Annotated in this window: 19 protein-coding genes and 3 pseudogenes; 12 read left to right on the top strand and 10 right to left on the bottom strand. The window is 63.3% G+C overall.

Annotated elements, in window-relative coordinates; genetic code table 11:
- The first annotated feature begins 490 nt into the window (after nucleotides 1-490).
- Nucleotides 491-793: a hypothetical protein gene (locus QH290_RS08885; RefSeq protein ID WP_280382509.1), complete on the top strand. Its 303-nt coding sequence runs from the start codon at nucleotides 491-493 to the stop codon at nucleotides 791-793.
- 1428 nt (nucleotides 794-2221) lie between these two features.
- On the top strand, nucleotides 2222-2770 hold the full coding sequence (locus QH290_RS08880) for a hypothetical protein (RefSeq protein WP_280382508.1): 549 nt from the start codon (nucleotides 2222-2224) through the stop codon (nucleotides 2768-2770).
- Here QH290_RS08880 and QH290_RS08875 read toward each other — a convergent pair.
- Nucleotides 2764-3471: a hypothetical protein gene (locus QH290_RS08875; RefSeq protein WP_280382507.1), complete on the bottom strand. Its 708-nt coding sequence runs from the start codon at nucleotides 3469-3471 to the stop codon at nucleotides 2764-2766. The genes QH290_RS08880 and QH290_RS08875 overlap by 7 nt on opposite strands.
- A gap of 624 nt (nucleotides 3472-4095) precedes the next feature.
- Here QH290_RS08875 and QH290_RS08870 point away from each other — a divergent pair.
- On the top strand, nucleotides 4096-4353 hold the full coding sequence (locus QH290_RS08870; RefSeq protein ID WP_280382506.1) for a hypothetical protein: 258 nt from the start codon (nucleotides 4096-4098) through the stop codon (nucleotides 4351-4353).
- Nucleotides 4354-4524: 171 nt separating this feature from the next.
- On the opposite strand, the gene QH290_RS08865 is transcribed toward QH290_RS08870, so the two are convergent.
- The 6 genes from QH290_RS08865 to QH290_RS08840 all read right to left on the bottom strand — a co-directional run bounded on the left by QH290_RS08865 (nucleotide 4525) and on the right by QH290_RS08840 (nucleotide 12114).
- Nucleotides 4525-4944 (bottom strand): YbaB/EbfC family nucleoid-associated protein, encoded by a 420-nt coding sequence (locus tag QH290_RS08865; protein WP_280382505.1) that lies wholly within the window; start codon nucleotides 4942-4944, stop codon nucleotides 4525-4527.
- Nucleotides 4945-4946: 2 nt separating this feature from the next.
- Nucleotides 4947-6353 carry a hypothetical protein gene (locus tag QH290_RS08860; RefSeq protein ID WP_280382504.1) on the bottom strand — a complete coding sequence of 469 codons (1407 nt, stop codon included), beginning with the start codon at nucleotides 6351-6353 and terminating at the stop codon, nucleotides 4947-4949.
- Complete coding sequence (locus QH290_RS08855; RefSeq protein ID WP_280382503.1) at nucleotides 6350-7600, bottom strand: MFS transporter; 1251 nt, start codon at nucleotides 7598-7600, stop codon at nucleotides 6350-6352. Before QH290_RS08855 ends, QH290_RS08860 begins: the two co-directional genes overlap by 4 nt.
- Nucleotides 7597-8835 (bottom strand): FxsB family cyclophane-forming radical SAM/SPASM peptide maturase, encoded by a 1239-nt coding sequence (locus tag QH290_RS08850; RefSeq protein ID WP_280382502.1) that lies wholly within the window; start codon nucleotides 8833-8835, stop codon nucleotides 7597-7599. Before QH290_RS08850 ends, QH290_RS08855 begins: the two co-directional genes overlap by 4 nt.
- A gap of 72 nt (nucleotides 8836-8907) precedes the next feature.
- The gene (locus QH290_RS08845) at nucleotides 8908-9138 is read right to left on the bottom strand and encodes a hypothetical protein (RefSeq protein ID WP_280382501.1); all 231 of its coding nucleotides are present in this window, start codon (nucleotides 9136-9138) and stop codon (nucleotides 8908-8910) included.
- A 267-nt stretch (nucleotides 9139-9405) separates the two neighbouring features.
- Nucleotides 9406-12114 carry a helix-turn-helix transcriptional regulator gene (locus QH290_RS08840; RefSeq protein ID WP_280382500.1) on the bottom strand — a complete coding sequence of 903 codons (2709 nt, stop codon included), beginning with the start codon at nucleotides 12112-12114 and terminating at the stop codon, nucleotides 9406-9408.
- A gap of 557 nt (nucleotides 12115-12671) precedes the next feature.
- Between QH290_RS08840 and QH290_RS08835 the strand changes: the two genes are divergently transcribed.
- From QH290_RS08835 to QH290_RS08795, 9 genes and pseudogenes are all read left to right on the top strand, one after another.
- The gene (locus QH290_RS08835) at nucleotides 12672-13067 is read left to right on the top strand and encodes a VOC family protein (protein WP_280382499.1); all 396 of its coding nucleotides are present in this window, start codon (nucleotides 12672-12674) and stop codon (nucleotides 13065-13067) included.
- A 50-nt stretch (nucleotides 13068-13117) separates the two neighbouring features.
- Nucleotides 13118-13366, top strand: a complete 249-nt coding sequence (locus QH290_RS08830; protein WP_280382498.1) for a hypothetical protein — start codon at nucleotides 13118-13120, stop codon at nucleotides 13364-13366.
- Between the two features lie 13 nt (nucleotides 13367-13379).
- The gene (locus tag QH290_RS08825) at nucleotides 13380-13664 is read left to right on the top strand and encodes a hypothetical protein (protein WP_280382497.1); all 285 of its coding nucleotides are present in this window, start codon (nucleotides 13380-13382) and stop codon (nucleotides 13662-13664) included.
- A gap of 7 nt (nucleotides 13665-13671) precedes the next feature.
- A pseudogene (locus QH290_RS08820) lies at nucleotides 13672-13758 on the top strand (ATP-binding protein); the annotation flags it as partial.
- A 96-nt stretch (nucleotides 13759-13854) separates the two neighbouring features.
- Nucleotides 13855-13977: pseudogene (locus tag QH290_RS08815) on the top strand (transposase); the annotation flags it as partial.
- Nucleotides 13978-14798: 821 nt separating this feature from the next.
- Nucleotides 14799-15083 (top strand): annotated as a pseudogene (locus tag QH290_RS08810) (RHS repeat-associated core domain-containing protein); the annotation flags it as partial.
- Between the two features lie 12 nt (nucleotides 15084-15095).
- Nucleotides 15096-15464 (top strand): hypothetical protein, encoded by a 369-nt coding sequence (locus QH290_RS08805; protein ID WP_280382496.1) that lies wholly within the window; start codon nucleotides 15096-15098, stop codon nucleotides 15462-15464.
- Nucleotides 15455-15826 carry a hypothetical protein gene (locus tag QH290_RS08800; RefSeq protein ID WP_280382495.1) on the top strand — a complete coding sequence of 124 codons (372 nt, stop codon included), beginning with the start codon at nucleotides 15455-15457 and terminating at the stop codon, nucleotides 15824-15826. Before QH290_RS08805 ends, QH290_RS08800 begins: the two co-directional genes overlap by 10 nt.
- A 1-nt stretch (nucleotide 15827) precedes the next feature.
- Nucleotides 15828-16211, top strand: coding sequence for an ADP-ribosylation/crystallin J1 (locus QH290_RS08795; RefSeq protein ID WP_280382494.1), 384 nt, complete (start codon nucleotides 15828-15830; stop codon nucleotides 16209-16211).
- A gap of 95 nt (nucleotides 16212-16306) precedes the next feature.
- On the opposite strand, the gene QH290_RS08790 is transcribed toward QH290_RS08795, so the two are convergent.
- Genes QH290_RS08790 through QH290_RS08780 form a run of 3 tightly spaced genes read right to left on the bottom strand, consistent with a single transcriptional unit; the run spans nucleotide 16307 to nucleotide 21620 of the window.
- Complete coding sequence (locus QH290_RS08790) at nucleotides 16307-17143, bottom strand: hypothetical protein (protein WP_280382493.1); 837 nt, start codon at nucleotides 17141-17143, stop codon at nucleotides 16307-16309.
- A complete protein-coding gene (locus tag QH290_RS08785; protein ID WP_280382492.1) occupies nucleotides 17143-21360 on the bottom strand; it encodes an AAA domain-containing protein in 4218 nt (1405 codons plus the stop codon). Before QH290_RS08785 ends, QH290_RS08790 begins: the two co-directional genes overlap by 1 nt.
- A complete protein-coding gene (locus tag QH290_RS08780) occupies nucleotides 21357-21620 on the bottom strand; it encodes a hypothetical protein (RefSeq protein WP_280382491.1) in 264 nt (87 codons plus the stop codon). The genes QH290_RS08785 and QH290_RS08780 overlap by 4 nt, the downstream gene beginning before the upstream one ends.
- Between the last annotated feature and the right edge of the window lie 527 nt (nucleotides 21621-22147).

Genomic DNA, 22147 nt, shown 5'->3' with positions numbered 1-22147 from the left:
GGTGCGCTTCGCGGGCGGTCGATGTTACGTGCGACGCTGTGGATCCGTGGGAATTGTCCGCGTGCGTTTGCGTGCTGGTTCTATTCGAGTCTGGCGCCGCGTAGGAGGGGGGCCGGGTTGACTGTGATCGGGCGGAACCCGGTAGGGCAGCGGTCTCGGCGACCGAGGGTGTGGCTCGTGCCGATGTGGCGTCCGGTTCGAGTGGATGGATAGGCGCCTGCCTGGAACGTCCGACGTGCTCAGCAGCCGTCATGGGCATCGGGCCCGGTGCGTCGGGGCCCGGCAAGGTGTGGTCTGCGATGTTTCTGAACTGGGCCTCGAAGGGCGCGAAGTCCAGGTCGAGTAGTGGCTTACCGTCGGCGGGCGCCTCGCGCTCCAAGACGCCGGCGCGGCTTCCCATTTGTTCGGGTGCGTCGATTCCAGGCCGTGCTTGGGAGCCGTCGGGCTGTAGGTGAACCTCCGGGCGCATCGGCAGCCCGGGTTCGGTCTCGTGGAATCGGATGAGCCCGACCCTGTCGACGTGTGGTTCGAGCCGTTGCAGCCAGGCCTCGATTGCGTTGTCCTGCAGTTCGATCCGATGGGTCGCGGCTATGCGCCGTCCCTCGGGGTCCACCGTCCAGGTTTCCACGATGTCGCCGTGTCGTTCGTGGACCTGATTGCCGACCTGTTCGTGCATGACGACGCGGCCTGCGTCGTTCTTGCTGAAAACCACGGCGTGCCCGCCGGTCTCGAACTGCATGCCCGTGACGGCGATGCCGCCGTCATTGCGCACTTCGTCGACGACCGCGCGTAGCGACGGAGCTCCGCCGGGGCGCCACTCGCCACCGGCCGCTCGGGCGAGTTGACTGTAGCTCACTCCCGCGGTCGCGGCCTGTTGTCGGTTGATCGTTGAATGGTCCGCCGTGGTGTGTCCGGTGAGCTTGTTACTGTGGGACGCGGCCTCTGCACCGCAGTTGCGTTGTCCCGCAGGGACGTCGGGAGCCAGTGCGAACGGTGTAGTGCCATCGAACGACGGCGTTGGTTCGGGGTGACCACGTGCCGCCTCGGCTGATTGCGGCGAATTATCTTGTGCGCTGGTCGGTTCGGATCTGTGCTGAGTTCCAATGGCATCGCCGTCCGCCTGAGTTCCGTGCCCAACGCTGGGCGAATCGCTGGACGCGCTGCTCACCGGTCCGGAGACCTGGCCCCCTCGACCGGGCTGGGGTGTATCGGGTTCCGCAGTGATGATCGGGTCGGCGTCAGCTGTGTGGCGCGGCGGTCCCTCGATGTGGGCAGTCGATGCGCGAGGTTGCACCTGGCCCATACCGGCCTCACCGAGGTGGGCCATTGGGGGGCCGGGCTGGCCGGTTGGCGAGGGGGGTCCGAGGGTTATCGAGGCCGCTGGTCTGGCCGAATTCGACACTGGCTGTGGCGGTGTGATCCCGCCATCTCCCGGGCCGGTGCGTACGGATACGGGGGGCGTGCCACCTGGCAGCGGTTCCGGACCGAGCGAACCACCCCGTGGACCGGGGGAGTCCGTCCGCGAGACCTGCCCCACACCGCCATCCCGCAGCCTTTGCATTTCCTGGGCGTGCCACGTGGCCTGCAGGTCGGTCGGATTGGGCCGATCGGCATTCAGCAGCGCTTGAAGCTCGTGGGGGCCCAATTTCCGAGGCGTCCCCGTGGAGGCGGAGTCGGCGGCAGCATCTACGGAGAACGCAGCGACCGCATCGCGTTCCGCGCCCGGGGGCAGGTCGCCGGCGAGTCGTCTTCGAACGTTGTTGATCTCCTTCACACTGTCCGGATGCAGGTGGGTAGGGCGGGGGAATTGTCCGTCGCCGGAATCAGGAGTGGCGACACTTCGCGCCAGGCGATTTTGGGTACCGCCCGGTACCGAGTCTCCTGCTCTCGGTCTGGCAGTTGGGGGTCCGCTACGACCGGTCCGGACCGCAGCAGCGGTTCCCGCCACCAGGCCGCCACCGATACCCATCAACACCATCTGGGAAAGGCTCTGCCTGGTCAGAGGTTGGCCGCTCAACAGCGAATGCACCCCGGCACCGGCGGCGCCACCAGCGGCGCCACCAGCGGCGCTGGCGATCAGGGTCGCCAGCACGCGGCCAGCTCTGGGGGCGAGCGCGGACACGGTCACGTGCGCGACGGGTGCTGCCGCAAGCCCTCCGGCCCCGCCTGCCGCAGCGGCCACGGCTACCTGACCCCAATCCATCGATGTCCTACGCCCAGGATGGCCGCGGCCGTCGATGATTTGCTTGTACTGGGCGAGGCCCACAGTGCTGCCCATGGTCAGGGCCCCCAGTGCTACCGAGCGGGCAACCAATGCTTTGAGCGTGGCTCTGCGAGCCGCTACCGCCGCGGTCTCAGCCGCGATCCGAGCCACGGTCGCGTTCGGTGGGAACAGGACTGTGCCCGCCAGCGTGGCGACCAGAGCAATCGCAATGCCGTAGACGACGTACCTTTCCAGCTCGAGCGTGTTGGCGTTCTCGTACAGGAATCGCGCCTGACGGTTGGCATCGTCGATCTGCGCCCGAGTTTCCTCCACCCGATACCGCAATTGCTTGCGGATTTCGTTTCCGCTGTGGCCATCGAATGCGGCCTCGCCGAGGCCATCAGCGAGTCCCTGCAACTGGTGCAGCTTCTCGGTCAGTGCTTCGGCGGCACGCGCATGGGCCTCGGCCGCCCGTCGCATGGCGGCGATCTCAGCCTTGGGGATATGGCCGATTACCCAGCGCTGCAACCAGTCCGGGAACGCGGTCGTAGCCTGTTCGCTCACTGACTCTTCGAGCCCTCTCGCACGGCCTCTACCAGCAATCGATGCAGTACCTTCGCGGGGCCGCCCGCGGCTTCACCGCGCATCTCGACTTCCGTGAAGGCTGCGGCGAGGGCCACGGGCGGGTCGAAAAGGCCGCCGATCTGGCCGTGCCCGGGCAGCTGCGCTCGCCATTCCCGATACCCTCTGACGATCCGAGCCAAGCGGTCGGTGTCGTCCCACGGTCCGCTGATGCGCTGATACTCGGTTATCAGGAATCGTTGTGCCAGCCGCAGCGGACGTGGGCCTGCGGCCTTCACCATGATCTGACCAAAAGCCGTAATCACGGCTGAATATAACGGCCGTGCAACAGGAGTCGCATTGGCACCATTGAATTCCTCGGCAGCACAGTACCTTTCAACCGGCTTTGCGGCGTTATCGATGACGGATCGGTCGAGATGGAGCCAGGGGAGCGGTTTCCCGCGGGTTGATTCGGCGTGCGTCCAACCAGCGCGGCAGACGGCTGAGCCGCCGAGGTCGGTGATCGATATCCCCTGGAGTCTCAGGAACCGATATGTTCCGAGCACATGATCCACTGCGGCCGCCAGCTCTCGGACTGTGTCTTCCGTGATGCCGGAATGATCGAAACCCTCGATCCGCAGGAGGTGCCGCGTTGCCAGCGCTTGTGCCGATGTCAGGGCGGCAGCATCGGTAGCGGTAGGCGTCACAGCAGCCGAAGTCGTGCCGCCCTGTCGCTGCCTAGTGGCATCTTGTCCGGATCGCGTGGGCTTCGATAGAGGTTTACGCCGCTGAGGTGGTGGGATGATCTGTCCGGGTTGGGGTTGCTGAGCGGCCGCCAGAGACCACGGTGATCGAGGCCGACCCTGTGACGGGGGATATCCGGCCGATGCTGGCCGCCAAGGCGTTCCTGAGGCATGGCTGGATACGGTCGCCCCGTTCCTGCTTCGGAGTTGCCCGGTAGCGGGCTGAGCGATCGGCCTGGTTTGCTGTGGGGGCGGTCCGGACACGGGTATGAGGCCGTCCGGGAAGGCTGTAGGTACTGTCGAACCCTCCGGGAGTGCGCCCGGCTTCATTTGGGAATGCGGAAGGTTGTCGTCCGCTGTTGCCGGTGGAGACCCATCAAGGGCGGCTGGGAGCCAGCCGTCAGTCCAGCGCTCGTTTTGGTCCGGAGAATCAGATCGCGATGGCGCGGTGGCCGAGGAAACACGCGGGCCCGGGTCTGAACTGGCCGAGCTGATTTGCGTGAGTTCCGTGTCCTGGTGTGAGACACGGGAATAGGCAGCGTCCCGCCATGCGGGCCCGTTGTATATCGGCGTAGCAGCCGTGACGGCGTGACGATTGAACGGGACTTTCCCGGCATTGTTGATCTGGTGGCCGCCCAGATGGTCTTCCTCGTCGAGCAGGCGGGCAATGTCTGCGATTCCCTCGCTCATCTTGCGAATATTGTCGATGAGGTTCTGGTACCCCTCCAGACTTCTGGTCAGGCGCGGCAAATAGGATTCGCCTATGACGCGCCCAGGCTCGTCGTCACCCCAGCATTCGCCCTCGCGATCGAGTGCGTCTTTCAATTCGGTCAAGTCTTGTTGTGACGATTCAGCGATATCTGCCAGTCCGGCGATCAGCCCATGGACTTGTTCGTGGTCGACACGCAACGACTCACTCATACGGCTGCTCCCACTCGGGTGGAATCGATCTAGGCAGTGTTGTAGGGTTTCGCGTTGTTGAGCAGCAGTGCTGGCCGACGCGACCCGTGCCTGCTGCTACTGAACGCGATTCAGGAAGCCGAGCGCGGCCCGCAAACTGGGCGTGTCATCCGTCAGATCCGCCAGCTCGGGCATTGCCTCGATGCCAGCGACGATCGGCGCCATGATTTCCCGAGTCCGTTCCCGTGCTCGACGGACCGCTTGCTGTGACGCCTCCACCACAGATTCGGCGAGTTGCCTCGGACTGGCGCCATATGCATCCGGTGTCAGTTCGACATCGATGACGACCCCGATCGCATCGACCGTCACCTTGACGCGTGAATCGGCCGAGACCCCGGTGCATCGCGTCGCGGATAGCTGTTCCTGCGCCTCGGTCAAGTGCGTTTGCTGTTCGGCAAGCGCATCTAACATGTGGTCGATCTGGTTGCGCATTCCGTGGTTGGCTGCGCACAGACCTTCGCGTTCCCAGCGGTCCATGGCTAATCTCCTCCTGTTCCAACCGTTTTAATAACCGAGCGATGACGTTCGGCGAATCGTCGCTCGAAGTCGGCGATATAGATCGGTGGAGCCACCGACGTCGACGAGAGCTCCAGCACGCCGTCGTCCGCGACGTAGAAGATGGCCCTACCCACCATCGGTTCCGAATCGGGTGCAGGGGCGTGCACCATCCAGCCGATATTCAGGCGCACGGCGGTCAGTTGCGACAGTGGGTAACCGGTGGTGTCCATGCGGTGCGCGACGACGTAGTCGCGTACTCGCGAGATCGCTTCCGCAGCAGGAATCTGCCGCGGGGCAACCGTCAATAATCCGGCCAACAGGCACTGGTGAAGTGCGCCCTCGATGTCGGCATCGGGGACCCGACGGAAGACTGCTTCCAATCGGTCCCGGGTGACCGTTCCCGCTTCGGCGGCGGCAATCAGGTCTGCTGCTTCGTCCATGTCGCCGTCAGGCACCAGTCCCATGATGATCTCGACCACGGTGACGGAGGTCCACATTCCGGGCACAGCTGTCGCGCAGTCCTCCGCTGTGGGCGACTGCCCGCGGTACCAGTGTCCGGCTTCCCACCAATAGCAGAAAGTGAGCAGGCCCGTCGCGGCCCGGGGATTCAGGACCGAGTCAGCCACCCAATTCGGTGCTCCCGCATAGAGATTAGGCATCGGCTGGCCGCCGTTGTAGACCGCGTCGAGAGTCGACGCGTTCCATACCCCGCCGGAGAGCACAGCTCGGCTGCCCGGAAGCAGATGCAGGGTCGCCCCCCCGTGGCCGGAGCCCTCGAAGACCGCGGTGGCCGGCATCATCCGCGGGCCCCAGTCGGATCGAGCCGCTACGAAGGCCGCAGCGATTGTTGCCCAGCGCGCCCACATCGCCGGTAGTTCCGGAAACTCGTTGTCCGCCAACGTCGCCCACACCTGACCCGCTCGGTCGGCACATGCTTGCTCGGCTGCTCGCTGAGGTGTGCGTAGCTGCCGATCGGCATGGCCGACGTAGGCGCCCAGCCAGACCGGAAGCTGTGGGCGAGGGAATGTCGCAAGATCGGCTCGATACTGGTCGGGCTCGAACAGCTGCCCCGGTGGGAACGGGTAGTTGCCGTAATCGTATTCGATGCTGATCGCGCCGGACTCATCCAGTTCCACCAGCATTCTCCACCACAGGCCGGAATTCTGTCGGTACGACGTTGTTCGAATCTGCCGAATCACGGATAAGACCGACTCGGGTGCATTCATCGAGATTGTGTTTGCGCCAAGCGAGTACACGATGTGACCGGCTTCCCGCGACACCGTCATCGCGAACTCTGCGTGGGCGCGGTCCCAACCTGCTGGGGCGTGTGCGGCCAGCGCCCGACCGATCGCATCTTCGGCGGAGTTTGTGCCTGCTGGGTCTGTCACCGAATCCTCCTGGCCTCGGCGACGGGTGCGAGTCGCTGTCCGCGCTCGAGTCGGTTCGGTGATCGGCCCGTCGAGCTGCCGGTTACGGCGAGAGCGAGCATGCCGCCGATCAGGAGCCAGCCGGTGACCGTGGTGCCGAACGCCTCCAGCAGATACCCTGCGACGATCGCGCCAAGTGCAACGGCGCCGTCGGTGACTACCGAGACCATGCCCACTACCCGTCCCAACACCGTCTCGGGCATCGCATCCACTCGGAACAGGGTCAGCGCGACGTTGACAACTGTGCCGATGGCCCCCACTCCGAACCAGGCAGCACCGACGATGAGCATCGATGAACTCAGCGCGATGGCGGCCACGAACACCGTCCAGGCCCACAGTGCCCAGCGGTAGACGCGTTGTGCGCTGAAGCGGGCAGTCAGCCAGGCCGCACCGAACGATCCGGCGATTCCCCCGACCCCGGCGGCTCCCAAGACTGTGCCGGCTACCCATACCGGCCTGCCGGAGCTCTCGATTTCAACGATGATCAGCAGAATGACCACTTGTATGACCACATTCGACGCGCCGCTGATCAGCGTCGAACTGCGAAGGAAGGGCTCGGCCCACAGGGTGCGTATGCCCGCGCCCAACGACTCGCGTCGTTCGTCAGCGTTCGAGGACGGATGGTGCTCGACAGGTAATGCTCGAATCGAGAACAGCGTGGCAAGGCAGAACAGGTAGGAGGTGGCGTTGGCGACAAACGGTAGCCATCGCGCGAGCCCGAAGGCAGCCGCGCCGGTCGCCCGCCCCACCACCAATGCGATGGGTTGTTCGGCTTCGAAGAACGAGTACGCGGCCGGACGTTGCTCCACAGCCACGACGTCACGGATCAAAGCCAGCTCGCTGAGGCCGAAAACCACATAGGCGGCACCCTCGACGAAGGCCGAAATGCCCAGGAGCAGACCAGGATTCGGTAGCTCGAGCACGACGACCAGACCGGCTAGGCAAGTTGCGAGTAGGCCCATCGTCTGGCAGCCGATCAGTACTAGCCGTCGATCCCATCTATCGGCGGCGACGCCGGCTGGGATCTGAAATATCAGAGCGGGCAGGGAGATCAAGAATCCGACCCAACCCGCCAGTGCGACGGAGCCGGTGACCGACAGGGCAAGCAGCGGATAGGCGATGCGGACGCCGTGGAAGCCGACCAGTGACAACGTATTGCCGGACCAGAGCAGTAAGAAATTTCTGTTCCGGAGGACAGGTCGGCTCATCTGCCGACCGCAGCACGGAGACCGGACTCGATCCGAGACTCGATATGCCTGATCAACTTCTCGAGGTCCGCGCAGTAGACCGACGGATTGCGGAAGCCACTGCCCTCCCGATATCGGTGCGCGTAGTGTCCTGCGCCGCAAACATTGTGGATAGGACAGCTGCGGCAAGTAGGTCCGAGAGCCTCAACCCCGATTTGCCGTGCGACGACCGCCGGCTCCCACAGCGCATCATCGAGTGGATTACTGCCGGATCTCGTCGGTATTCTCGCCGCGCCTGCGAAGGCCGATTTCAGGGCGTCGACCTGCTCGAGGGTGCCGTCGGTCTCGACCACGGCTAGCCGGATCGGGCCGAGGCCCACCGATTCCGACGCTCCGGTACCGCCGAGCAGCAGCTCGATCACCTCATCGAACAGTCGGATGCGAGTTTCCACCTCGGGTGCGTCGTACCAGCGGTCGAAGACCGCGATCAGCCAGTCGGCGTACGGTGTCGCGGTGTGCTCAGGAGTCCTCGATGGCGGCGGACTCGTCCAGTTCCCATGGGGCAGAAGCAGGTCCAGGGCCGGCGGCTGGAAGTCGACGAGCGCGTCGTAGGTCTCGATCGGATCGTTTGCGATATCGATGGTGCACAACAGACCCGAGTAGAGGTGCCGGTGTTCGGCACGGGTCAGTAACCGCAACCCCGCGCTCACGTCAGCGTAGCTTCCGGCGCCGCGGCGGTACTTGCGGTGTCTGTCGTGACCGCGTTCGTCACCGTCGATACTGACACCGACCTGCACGCTGTTTCGGGCACATATTTCGAGGAATTCCTCATCTATCAGCACACCGTTGGTCTGAACGCCGAGCTGGACACGTGTCGTCGGTTCCAAGATCTCGCGTGCTCGTCCGGCGAAGTACTCGAATATTGGATGGCCGACTAGTAGTGGTTCACCGCCATGGAGTACGAGATTCACTACCGGAAGTGAAAAACGTTCGGCATGCTCGCGAATGATCCGGCAGGAATAGTCGAATATTTGCTTGGACATAGTCTTTGGCTGGTTCCGCCAATTCTGGTCCGCCATCTCGTAGACATAGCAGTAGTCGCAGGCGAGGTTGCAGCGGCTGTGGATCTTCAAGATGAATTGCGTGAAAGGGAGGGGCTTCCAGCCCGATTGGCGCAGTGTGTCGATATCCAGACCTCTCGACGGCCATCCGCCGGTAACCAGGGGGTCATCTGCAGAATCTGTCACCGATGTCATGTTCGCTCCATGCCGTTTCTGGCTTGCGATGCCCTGGCGCGCTCCTCGCGCGCCAGGGCATTCAAGGGAAGATCAGACCGTCGGTTCGATGAAGGAGTTGAAGTTCCCCTTCTTGTCGATGAAGGAGTTGAAGTTCCCCTTGTTCTCGATGAAGGAGTTGAAGTTCCCTCGCTTGAGCCCTTCGGACGGGAGCACATGAGCCCGCAGCACCGGGGGCACTGTCTGAGCGTCGGTCAGACGTTCAGCGAGCGCGATGAGGCCGGCCCCGGCGGTGGTCTCTCGCGGTGTGATGTCGGTAGGCATAGTTCTTCCTCTCTAGAAAATGCTTGAAGCAAGCCGCGGCCCGTCTGCACAATGCGGTGGGTCTCATCACGCTCGTCATCGATGCGTGGGATCGGATACGGACTGCTCATGTTGGAACCAGGGCTGCGGCCATGGGAATTCGCGTCGTGATCGACGGATCCATGGCCGAAAAGGCCCTGATCGAGACGTTACGGGCACTCGATTGTCCGCGGTATCGGTCGTGTGCCCGGTAGTCGTACTGTCCGTATCGGAAGGGTGACCGTCAGGCTAGGGCGCCGGCGGCGCATCGAGATCGAGCGATGCCTGGGCCAGCGCGCGTCGACTGCTGATGCCGAGCTTGGGAAAGGCCCGATACAGGTGATGCGCGACAGTTTTCGGGCTAAGCATTAGTTGGGCGCCGATCTCTTTGTTGGTAGCGCCTGTCGCGGCGAGCCGTACGACCTGCATCTCTTGCGGTGTCAGAAGTTTCGCTGCGGCCGATCCGGCCAGTGTGTCTGTCACCTCACCCGCGGCCCGCAATTCCGCGCGAGCCCGCTCGGCCCAGGGTCTGGCGCCGAGGCGCTCGAAGGTCCGGTTCGCTTCCACGAGCATTACGCGTGCCTTCGCCTTCGAACGTTCACGTCGCAGGAACTCGCCATATAGCAGCCCGGTTCGGGCGTGGTCGTACCAGCGTCGTTCTTCGGTGTGCCGGGCCATCGCACAGGTGAACGACGTTTCGTCGTGTTCGAGCAGCCCGCGGCAGCGCAGCAGATGCGCCTCGATCCAAGGCGCGGAATTCGCGGCATACCAGTCTTCGATCGTCGCCATCGCCTCGGCCGCTCTCGCCGGATCACCACCCCGCATCGCGGCTTCGACGCGATCACTCGACAGTTGGACCCAGCATCCGAGCGCGTCATCCTGGTCCCTCGCAGCCATGTCGAAATGGCTCATCGCTGCTTCGTAGCGACCGTGCCCCAGATCGAGCAAGCCCAATGCCCAGCGTGCGTGTGCGGCGTTCGTACTATCGAAATTCCATGTCGACCAGTCGAGTTTGCTTGTGGCGAGTTGCGTGCAATGGTCTTGTTGTCCGTCGATCGCCGCGAGGATCGCCATCTGGGCTTCGATGCGGTCGATGAGGTCGGTCTGGCCGATCTCTCGCGCGAGCCGCAGACTGTCTGTCAGTGCGGCGTCCGCCTCACGGAAGCGGCCCAGCAGCATTTCGACGGCGCCCAAGGCGCCGTTGTACAGCGGCAGCCTTCCGATCATCCCTCGGCCACGGCACGTCGCGTTCAGCTCGGTCAGAATGGCGTGGGCATCATCGATGTCGCCTGCGCTGATCGCTTGGGCAGCCAGGGTGAACTGGATCGACAGATCGTCTGCACAATATGCTCTGCCATGACGAATATTCTTGCGGGCCAGGCGAACCAGCTCGGCCCGGCCTCCCTGTTGCGAGCGAAGCGCAATCTGGCCGTCCACAATATCGAGCAACCCACAGCGCTCGGCATCCAAGCCGAGGTTAGCGACAGCGGCGCGTGCTCTAGACAGCAGGGAGGGCTCTTTGCCCAGCCACACTGCACTGGCTGCGTGCAGCAGCATTCGGGCGGCAGCGACGGGGTCCGTCGACGACAACCGGGCAGCGGCGTCGGTGTATTGATCATAGGCGGCACGTGCGGGCCCTCGGACGGACAGGATCCGGCCTTGTGCAGCTGCCAATTGCGCGAGCTCGGCTGACGACATATCCACAGAGCCCGCAATCTCGTCAGCGAGCGTGCTGGCACGTTGTGTCTCGCCGGCTTCAACCATTGACTCCAAAGCCAGCAGCAGCCGTCGACGTCGATCACCGGGCTGCGGAGAGAGGCGGGCAGCCCGTTCAGCTGCCACGCCAGCGCGAGGGTACTGCATCCTGTGTGCGACACCTTCCAGGGCCGCTGCGGCACTCTCGTCCGTGGTGGTCGCCGCCGCAGCGAGATGCCATGCTCGCTCTTCAGGACGGTCGCTGGTCGCGGCTGCGATAGCAGCATGCACTGCGAGGCGCAAGCTGAACGGGGCGATTCGATAGGCCGCTGCCCGCTCGAGCGGATGCCGGAAGGCGATCCGGTATCCCGATATGATCACGATGCCGGACCGTTCGGCGGCATCGAGCGCTGCGGCTGTCAGTCCGAGTTCGATGAGGACGCGGACCACCACGATCAGGCTCTCGGTGCTGTCGGCAGCCACGACCAGTAGCGCCATCCGGGTGACTTCCGGCAACACGGCGATTTCACGCTGGTACTCGATTTGGAGTCGGTCAGGTAGGACGAGCGGTTCGATCACCGGTAGTTCACCGTTGACGGTGGGCAACTCGAGCAGTGCCTGCGGGTTGCCTGCCGCGGTTACGAGTACGCGTTCGCGAAGATCCGATGGCAACTGGGGTAGGCGCGTGGTCAGCAGCGTCCGGGAATCGTCCATATCGAGAGGAGTCAGCGATATCGTCGGCATGCTGTGCACGGGGTAGGAGTCCACACGTCCAGCGAGTAGTACGGCGACTCGGTGGCGGCCGAGCCTGCGTACGGCGAACGATAATGCATCGAACGACTGCTGATCCCACCAGTGAACGTCGTCGACCAGGCACAGTACCGGCGTGAGTGCCGAAAGCTCAGTCAACAGCGACAGTGTGGCGAGACCAACCTGGTGGCAGTTTTCGCTCGAACCGGTTCGGAGCCCGTCGAGAGCGGTGGTCAGGGCCTTTTGCCGCGCCTCCGGCAATCGGGGCGCCACGTCCGGTACAGAGGTGAGCAGTTGGTGTAGCCCTGCGAAAGAAAGCGTCGCTTCCGGCTCGACACCCTTGCAGGACAAGGTGGTCCAATCACCCTCGATCATGCCTAGGCTGAGGTCCAGCAGGGCGGTTTTACCAAGGCCGGGACCGCCGATGATGAACAGGGTGGCGCCTCGGCCTGCTTGGACTTCGTCCAGCAGCTTACTTATACGCCTTCGCGTTTCGTCCCGGCCGTACAGCATGGTTGCTCAAATCAACTGTCCTGGCACGCCTCCACCTCGGCGCGGCGCCAGTGGTGTGGGCGGTGCAATCGACTTGGTGAAAGGTGATCCGTCCGTTGGCAGCCATCACGGGACAACAGGTCCGACAGGCCATCGGTTGGTCATTCAACATACTCTATGCTATACAGCATAGAGCGCGTGGCGCGCCTCGGTGGGGAGCTGGCGGGATAGCGAAACTGTAAGTGGCGCGCCTGTTCCTAGGAGGATTCACATGTTGATCGCGTTGTCGGCGTTGGACTTTCACGTCGTGTCGTTGTCCGGCGGCGGAGGTGGAGGTCGTAGTGCCGACGTACCCGGTGGGGGCTCCGACAGACCCGCACGGGCGTCGTGCCGCTGAGCTCCGTCGTACAGATCCTCACCCACGCGGCACGGAGGCCAATCTCCGATGGAGATGCCCCCGGCAGGGGGTCGCCGATTTCCGGCCTGCATAGATCACGAGCGGCGGGATACCGCTCGATTAGCCGCACGTGCGGCCGGTCGGGCGGCTTGTTCGGCGTGGATAGTAAGTAGATTCGAAAATGCCTCTAGGACATCTCGGCGTCAACGTGACCGATCTCGCCGCCGCCCGTGAATACTACGACAGGCTCATGCCGTTGCTGGCGTACGAGCCGTTGATGGCCGATGGCACTCAGTTCGCCTACCGGCCGAGAGGCGGAAAGGTCGGCACCTATTTGTTTTTCTACCCGGCTTCCGAGCCCGGCTACTCTCGCACTCGCGTCGGGCTGCAGCACCTCGCCTTCATACTGCCTACCCGTGCTGATGTCGATAACGTGCATGCCCGCGTGAGCGCGCATGGCGACGAAATAATCCATGTGCCCCAGGAGTTTCCGCAGTATCCGCCGCCCTACTACGCCACCTTCTGGAATGGGTACGACGGCGTCATGCTCGAGGCGGTCTGTCACAAAGACCTATAAGGCAGGTTCAGCCCCGCTGATGGGCGCGTCCACTGGGCGGCGTCGGCCGCGTGGTCCGCGACGCCGGGCACATGATCGCGCTGGAACGGTCGGTGCTCGCGGCGTTCGACACCGCCAAACCCTGCACCCACAAGGCCCGGCGCCCGATCACCGACGCCGCCCTCGCCGAGGCCGCACAACTCCGCGGTCACGCGCCATCATCCGATCCCGCCCAGGAGGTGGTGATCGACCTGGCCGTCTATGCGGACGCCGCCGTACGGCTTTCCGTTGCCCCACAACCAGATTCGACCGAAGCGTGAAGGAAGCCACCCGTTGAACAAGTCTGTCCCGCAGATGAGCGAGGCACGCCGCTATCAGCAGCTGCGCGCTCACCTGTCCTACCTCAAGCTCAGCGACGCCGCCGAGCACCTGCCACGCATCCCGACGCCGCACGCGCCGAGAACCTATCGCTCACCGCCGACCCTGGAACGGCTGCTCGAACTCGAAGTCAACGCCACCGAAGCCCGCCGGCTGGCGTCACGGCTACGGTTCTCCTGCCTGCCAGAACCCTGGGTCGCTCAACGACTTCGACTTCGCCGCCCAGCCCGGTGTCGATGAGAAACTCATCCGCGACCTGGCCAGCCTGCGGTTCCTCGCCGACGCCGCGAACGTGTTGTTCGTCGAACCGCCCGGCGTCGGCAAGACGATGCTCGCCGTCGCGCTCGCCCGCGGCGCGGCCGAGGCCGGGCAGCGCGTCTACTTCACCACCGCCGGTGGCAAGCACGAGACGCCACCCCGGGACCGCGAAACGACCAACGTGCGCAACGGAATTCGACCGAAGACGGTGTCGACCGAGTCGAGTGGGCACGTGCAGATCGAGGTGCCTCGCGACCGCGACAGCCGCTTCGAGCCCCAGATCGTCAGAAAGCGGTGTGAGAGTGGACATGGCTCGTGAAGCTCCGAAACCCATGGGGCGATCTGCGCGGGGGACGCCGGGAAGCGGAGGACGATTTGGACAGCCAACGGCCACGCAAGCGTCCGACCTCGGGCGTGCGATCGCGCGCCGCATCGCCGCACAGGCGGTGCGCCACCGGCTCGAGATCGCCAAGGCCAACGGCGACAGACCTGTATCTGTTCCGTCGCCACCGCGATGCCCGGAGGCGGGTAGCCGAGCGTCGCGACGCGGCCATCGCCGCCTCGATACGAGACAGCCGTGGCGAAAGCGAAAGACACCGACGAGAAGGTGGTGGCCATCGGTGTATGTAAGAACTGTTTTCGCACGTCCAGTGCTCGGCGATCCGGCGCGACGCGAACGTCCGGCGGTTCGGCGAGGCGATGCGGCGGATGTTGAGTAAAGCTCGTGCCGGTCTGACCGGATTGGCCCGTGCTGATCCCTCCGACTTGCGCTGCGCGTCCGCCTGATTGGCGTACACGAGCGTAGCCGCGCTACGAGCGGCTACGGCCGCCGCTGCATAAGCGGTGGCTCGCCAGTGCAAAGTTGAAGGGAAGGTAATGGCTGAACCATCAGACCCACCTCGGCACGCTCGGGGTGGTGCCAGTCGATGGCAGGAGCTGACACAGTGGTTCCGTACCGCCGTGACGATCGCTGATCTCGCGGTTCGGACCCTGCCGAAGCTGCGGGAGAACCCCGCCAGCTCGGCAAAGTCAGCTCTCACCGAGCTGGCGGAGTGGCTGCTGCACGTGATCCGGAGCCTGACAAGCTAGACCGGCACCCGCACCGTCCGAGCGGTCATCACCGACGTCGTCGGAACTCCCAGCGAACTCGTCGACCCAGCCACCGCACACGTCACGGCAACCGCGACGGTTCACCTTTGGGGATCCACCACCTGGCACGGAGAGCCAGGAACTGCACTGCGACTGCCAGGCCAGCTCCACGATCCCGAAACCGGCCTGCACCACAGCCTGTACCGCATGTACGATCCGGCCACCGGACGATTCCTCACCCGGGACCCGATCGGCCTCGCACCCGCAGACAACCCACACAGCTACCCGCTCAACCCGACTGCCTGGACCGATCCCCTCGGGCTGATGCCCCGCGACGTCCACGACACGAACTCGACCACCCCGAGAGTCGAATCCCCCGGCACGACCCTGTACCGGAACGTCGACGCCAACGAATTCAACTCCATCGCCGAAACCGGGGAATTCACCAACGGCCCCGGAAACATGGAAGGAAAATGGTTCGCACACGAAGGCGAACACGCAGAACGCTGGGGCGAAGTCCTCAACGGAGGCGACGGCCTCACCGTCCAAACAACCATCCCCCAATGGCTGTTCGACCGCCTGCACCACCACCCCGGCGGCAAACTCGAAGGAATCGGACCCGCCTCCTACGCGGACACAGAACTCATGCGGCTGATCAACCTCTACGGGAACGGGATCAACCTATGGCTATAAACAAGATCGAGAACCCCGAAGCAACCGCTTGCCTGCGATGGGTATCACCCGAACAAGGAGGCCGACAGACAGGCCCACCCACAGCGCCGGTCTATACGACAACGGCAGTCTTCCGGCTCGGCGGCGAAGAAGAAACCCAACCGGGATGGCCCGCGCAATCCAACCAGGCCATCAGCATCCTCATCGAGCGCACCGGAGAAGACTGCGATGACGGCGAACTCGTGACGATAGGATTCCTGGCCCCCGACCTCGCCCGCCCATACCTCCACAGCGGAGCCGAAATCCTGGTCTTGGAAGGGCCGAAGGTCGTCGCCGTCATGCTCGTGCGCGAGGTCGCCGATTCCGCTTCCGAGGCGAAATAGAATGACCAGCGGCGATCGCGAACCGACGACCCAGCTCTGGAGGCCCACTGGCCCCGGGGAGCTGGAGTTGGTCGCGGCTTCCGGCTGGCGCGAGTGGCCACCGCGGTTGTCATCGCAGCCGATCTTCTATCCAGTCCTCAACGAGGAATACGCCATCATGATCGCGCGGGATTGGAACGTCCCAGCCTCCGGCGTCGGATTCGTAACGCGTTTCAACGTCGAAACCGCGTTCCTCGACCGATACAAAATCCACCAGGTCGGCGGTCGGAGCATTCTGGAATACTGGATACCGGCCGAGGACCTGCCCGAGTTCAACGCCCACATCGTCGGAAAGATCGAGGTAGTCCACCGCTTTACTGGAGATATGAAACCTTCTAAGCAGTAGGTGTCATTTCCAGTTTATCGTGGCAAGGGCAAAGCACCGGATGCATAGATAGTCTGCCGAGCTGCGAGTATCGATGGATATTTGATAATTCTTGGTTAGCTACTTCTCGCTGCTTCGTCGGTCGGGTTCACGGACGCCAGGTCGTTTAGTGCTGCGACTGCGACATTCCAGGCTATTCGCGCACTATCACCGTCGGGCTGATAAGAATCGACCCACTGTCGCCTGGGGTGGACGAGGTTTCGATGGCGTCTCAGCACGTGAGCGTAGTCGACGACATCGCGAGCGATCCAGGAACGGTCACGTGCGAGGTCGATGAGTCCTTCCAGCTTGTCACCGACAGATTCTCCCAACTGAGTCCGCGCCACGTCATACAGCACGCCTTCCAGCAGACTTCCGAGCATGATGGTCGCCGCCATGTGAGCTCCGGCCTCCAGGCAGAGCTGAGCATCTTCCAATCGGGATAGAAGTTGCGCGCCAAATTTTTCATCCTTCACTATATCGGCCAAGTCCGCTGTCAACACGATCCGCGTCGTCTCATCAAGTCGTCTGCCAGCCGATTCCAGGGTCGTAAGGGTCGGCTTATGGCCGTCGTAACCCACCTGTATGCCCTCGATCACGAGGAGTTCGTTCAGCTCACGAACTGTTTCTCGTCGGGCTTTCGGCTCGTCGAGGTATTCGCGGGGGTCGGCAAGTCTCAGGAGCAGGCTTCGGATCGCCGTCGGATCGCGGCGTCGCGCGTAGAGGTTGTCCTCGACCCAACCGCGCCGAGCGTCGTCGACCTCTCCGACCCAGGACCATCCCGCTGCGCGGAAAAACTGCTCCAGCTCCGCCCCGCTGCGGTACATGGGCCCATCGTCGCCACAGATCAGAGTGGCGATCCGATCAAGCACCCGATCGTCGAGTTCGATGTTGACGCTATCTTCTGTATCCACTACGCCACATCCACTTCTTCATCAGATTGGTCGTCTTCGGGCAAATCGATAGGGTTCCATATATCAATATTTTCGGATGACGTCGGTGTCGGTTCGATCTTACGCTCGGCCAGCCTATTCCAAAGGGGTTCCATTGCTCGTTCTGGATCGTATTCGAATTCGCTTTCACGTATTCGCATGACTTCCCAGCCCATTCTCGCAAGTTCGCGGTCGCGACGTGCATCCGAGGACTCGCGGCCTAGTGTATTGTGCCAGTAGTATCCGTCACATTCGACCGCCAGCCGGCCCCCCTCGCCAACGATGACCAGGTCGAGTCTTCTGGTTCCGACCTTGTGTTGGGGAACTACATGAAAACCGCGCTTCTTTATTGATCGGAATACGCGCTGCTCGAGCAAGGAATCGAATGGTTCGCATGGCTTGGTTTCGCTGACCGTCTCGAGATCAGGGGACTTGCCATAGATCGACGGCGGATTTGTCATGTATGCCAAGAGTGACGCCCGGAGATCGCTCTCTTTGAGCTGCCCGAGCCCTACTGAGGTGAAAAGCCACATCTGGTCGCGGGCGCGGCTTGCGGCGACGTTGAATGCTTGGCGGGCGCTCGTGGCTCGCTGAGCCATCGGATGATCTTTCGCGACGACCATCGATAGGAAAATGACGTCGCGCTCGTCGCCTTGAAAGTCCGGTGCGGTTCCGACGCGAATCTTGTGATGTTCACGCTGCTCCGGTGTAACCGTATTCTTAATTTCATCCTCAAGTTCTCGTATCTGTCGCCGACCCTGTAGGACAACGATGCCGATCGTTTTATCCGAATACCGGGCGTCGTTCAGGCAATCGACAAGTTGCTCCACAATCCTCTTTGCCTCCACAGGATTGCGGATCTGCTGTTCCCTGCCTTCTGTGAAGGCGTCGTCCACCGCTACGACGCGGAGAGGCTCGAGGTCGTCTACGGTATGTTCTCGCAAAGAGATCAACCCAGGGATTCCATTTTGTCCATAGAATTGAGTCGACGACCAGTTGATGATTTGAGGCATACTACGGAAATGCTCTCGGAGTGCGACGACAGCATCCTTCCCGGAGCGCGCGGATAGCAGGCCGAACAGATTCGCCTTCGATGTGAAGTTCAATCGAATATCGGATGGTACATCACCAAGGTGTTCATCCAGTCGCTGAAATACAGGTTCCAGCTTGCCCATCCGGGTTGCGCCCGGCGTGCATTGCTTGTCGTCTCCAACCACGATCAGGCGCGGGGCCATCCAGAGCAGGAACAGGTGCTCCAATCCGACCTGACTTGCTTCATCGACAATAACGACGTCAAAAGAGTTCTTTTCAGGGGGAAGGTTTTCCAATAGGTTTGGCAACGGCACGACCCAGGCGGGTACTGCCTCCTTGGCGATGGCCATTGCTTCACGGGCCGCTCGGCGGAACTCGCGTGTCTTCCTTCCCTTGCCAGCGCCTACTTGAAACATGTGCTGCTGGTAGGTGCGCAGGCCCCGCGCGTGGGTGTCCGTCATCTGATTCAGGCACGCACGCTTGGCCTCGACCCCTGCAAGCTGCTCGGTAATCCGGCGAATCGTGTCCTCGACGTTGTCGAATTCGGCGGTCAAGCGGTTCTCTTCGTCGAGTGTGCGGTGGTGCTCGATGAATCGCCGCGCCGTGGACCAAGCCCACGCATCAGGCAGTGACGCGAGCCGATCGTCCCAGACCTGATCGTGCGCGGTTGTGCGCAAGAGTTCGAGCAGGCGCGGGTGAGCGAGTTCCAGTGCTTGCCCAAGCTGTCGGCTATGTAGCTCCTGGTCGCGCTCGAAACGAGCGTTTTCGATGAGCTGCAGGCGGTCCGTATAGGCGTCGAGGTCTCGCTCGATGACGGCCTCTCGCAGCAGCACCAGCTCGGGGCAAGCGTCCGATCGCGACGCCCACTCATCGATCGTCGCGACAAGACGGTCGACGCCGAATCTGGCCTTCTCCAGGTCGATTCGCCGTAGCGCCACGTGAGTGCTCGCCAGCGTCCTGGCAAGTGCGGCAGGTGTGGAAAGGTCGACTACCACGCCAGCTGTTTGCAGGACTCTGGCGGCGTCGCGGGCGATGCCGGAAATGGCGGCGGCAGCGTCGAGGGTTTTCGCGTGATCCTCGAGCTCCGCCAGCATCGGCAGCAGAGGTCCTACTTCCAGGTGAACGTCGGCGCCGGCCCACTGTGCGATGAGATGGGCGGCCCTGGTTTCGATCTCGAGCCGAGTAAGCGCCACGTCGAGTTCCTCGGTGGTCGATGGCCGCTGATCGTCGACTTTAATCGCGTTCAGGAAGGGTGTAGCGCGTCGCTGGGCTTCAGCAGGAAGGATCTTGCGGAGCTTCTTGCCGCCGTTCAGATGGCGGTGTAGCTCCCAACCCGCTTTCAGCCAGCCGCGGGCCGTGGCGAGCGACGTCGGTGTAATGGGCTCGAGTTCAATCTGATGTCGCGCGATGGGCTTGTGCACCTCCCGCAGTTGCTGCGGTTCCTCCCGCAGGCTCAGCAACTGGTCCCAGATAGCCAGCCGTCTTCCTGTCATCAGGTCCGTCGTTGCGCGGTGTGCCCAGTTCGGCGCCTCGGAAGGCGTTCCGTCGGGGGTATATCCGAGTTGCCGCAGGACCGGCTGGAGGCTGTCGGTCAACAGATGCAGTGAGCGCAAGGACTCTTCGTCCGCGCGGGCCAGTGTGTGAGCCAGCTCGTCGGCGGACGTCGGGATGTCCGCCTCGGCGTCGCGCTCTGCGTGCACCAATCGGGCGATGTCACCACCGGACGGCAGCTGATCCCGGTCAGGGATGAGCTGTGAACCGCGCGCTCGCCGCTCGGGGGTCTCCGTTAGCAATAGTCGGCGGAGTTGCACGAATTCGGCCGTCGACAATGGTGGGACCTTCGGCGCTTCGTCGGTCACGTCGGGCATCCACCCGTAGTGCGGTTCGTTGCGTCGCACCGTTCGGACGATCTCGGCGAGTGTCCCGTAGTATGGGGTGCCCGAGTCGCCGGGCACCACCGGGTCGTGGTAGACGTTCTCGGCGTCGCGAAGTGCCAGGATTCTGCGGTTCAACTCAGCGCTCTTGCTGCGCAACTGTACTCGCTGTTCGGCGAGGATCTCGGCCTGGTCGGCAAGGGCTTTGCTGCTTTTGGACGCGACTTCGCCCGAGAGCGTGTCCAAGCCCGACTGGAGTTCTGCTGCAGCATTGCGGCTTCCACCGGCCAGGAGAACACACAGCTTCCGCAGCTCCTCCGGGATCTGGTCCCGCAGCACCTTGAGCGCCTGCTCCTTCTGGCTGGTCACCAGCACACGCTGGCCTCGTGCCAGCAACGTGCTGATGAGGTTGGCGATCGTGTGTGTCTTGCCTGTGCCGGGTGGCCCCTGGACGACGACAGCAGTCTCGGTGCGGAGCAAGTCCATCACTCGCTCTTGTTCTCTGTTCGTCTTCTTCGGGAACAGCGGATCGTGTCCGAGTATGTCTCCGGTGACCGCGCCTTGCTCGGCTAGCCAGCGGTCACGGTGGGATTTCTCGGTTTCGATGACGAGTTGGGCGAGCGCCACCGGCACTTGCGCACCTGGCTTCTTCAACTCGTCGGCGATGTATCGATATGCCTCGGCAAGGAGGACCTTGCTGCGGGGCCGTAACCACATCGCCGGAGCCGCGCAGACCTGAACCGTCGGTGTGGGCTCGTCACCCAAGTCGTTCCTCAGCGGAACTGCCTGCATGGGCTGGTCCAGCGCGGCGGCCAGCCACGTCTCCACGTCAGCCATGATGTCGGTGTCCAGCAAGGATGTGTCGGAGTCCAGCACGGCGGCCTTGATTGCTGCGCTGCGCTGTGGGTAGTAGCCCTCTTGTCCTTCGAGCAGCTCCCGGTCCTCGAGCCGGCGCTTACCACCGCCGCGGCGGACAACTACTTCCGCGGTCTCCCGATCGAGAGTTGGAACTAACGGCTCGCTGATCAGGTGGCGACGGAGCTGCGTACCATCGGGTGTCTTCCAGGACAGCAAGCCAGCAACGAGGACGAACTCATATTCGTCGTCCTGCTGCTCGAGGAGCTTGGCCGCCAGTTCGAGATCCTCGTACAGCTTGCGCGTCTCGCGCGACTGGCGTTCCGCTGCAGCCCATTTCGCCCACGCTGCTTGCCACTTCTTGAAGACTGCGACGTGGCCGGTGCCGCCCTGCAGCGCGGGCTCGTGACCACCGTGTTCGTTTTCGGTCCAGATCACGGAATCAGCGAGCTCTTCAGGCAACGCTGGCTCGACGAGACGGGTCGGGGGCCGAGCCTCAGTAGCACCCCATCCGGTTGGTCGGCCACCTTGACGCTCTCCGGGAGGTCGTCCAGCCACACCAGGACCTTCGGACCGGTTCGATGGTCGGAAACGACGTCCCGAATCGGTGAACGCGCTGCGTTCTCAGTGATTTCCGCCAGAAACTGAACCAAGTTCGTTGTCAACCGCAGAGCTTCAGCATCATCGATCTCAGCCATGATCCCCACCAACCTCCATCCCTAGGCAACAGACCAGGGTGCACGATGAGTCCAAGTCCGACAACCGATTCGACGAAACGGCAACGATGCCGAGTGGTCAGTTTTGGTGACGAGCAACGAAGCAGTTGCTCGGCCAGATCGTCCAATCAGGAGGTCTGCCTTCGCTGGTGTCCTTGAGCAGAGTGGCTATATCTTTCAGGGCAGCAAGGTGTTTCGCGCTGCGGCGCAAATTCAGGCAGCGGTTTCGCCCGAACGGGCCGGTGCCCGCTGGGATACTTCTGGCATGGGGTATGAGGCCGTGCGGGGGACCGGACGTCGGGGGCGCAAGCCGGGCGGGCACTCGGTGCGTGGGTACACCCGGTTCCGCGACCGCCGAGCGCCGCGTCCGGGACGCTATCGGTCCCCGTATTTCCACGGCTACCGGAGCACCAACCCCATGCCGATCCTGTGGGCGCTCGCGGTGGTCTTCGGTGGTGTGGTCCTGCTGCTGGTCGTGCTGGCCCTCACTCACATGGAGTCACCCGACA

The organism is Nocardia wallacei (assembly GCF_029869545.1).
In the GTDB taxonomy this organism is placed as follows: Bacteria; Actinomycetota; Actinomycetes; order Mycobacteriales; family Mycobacteriaceae; genus Nocardia; species Nocardia wallacei_A.
The sequence above is the reverse complement of the archived record's forward strand: the minus strand, read 5'-3'. Positions and strand labels throughout refer to the sequence as shown.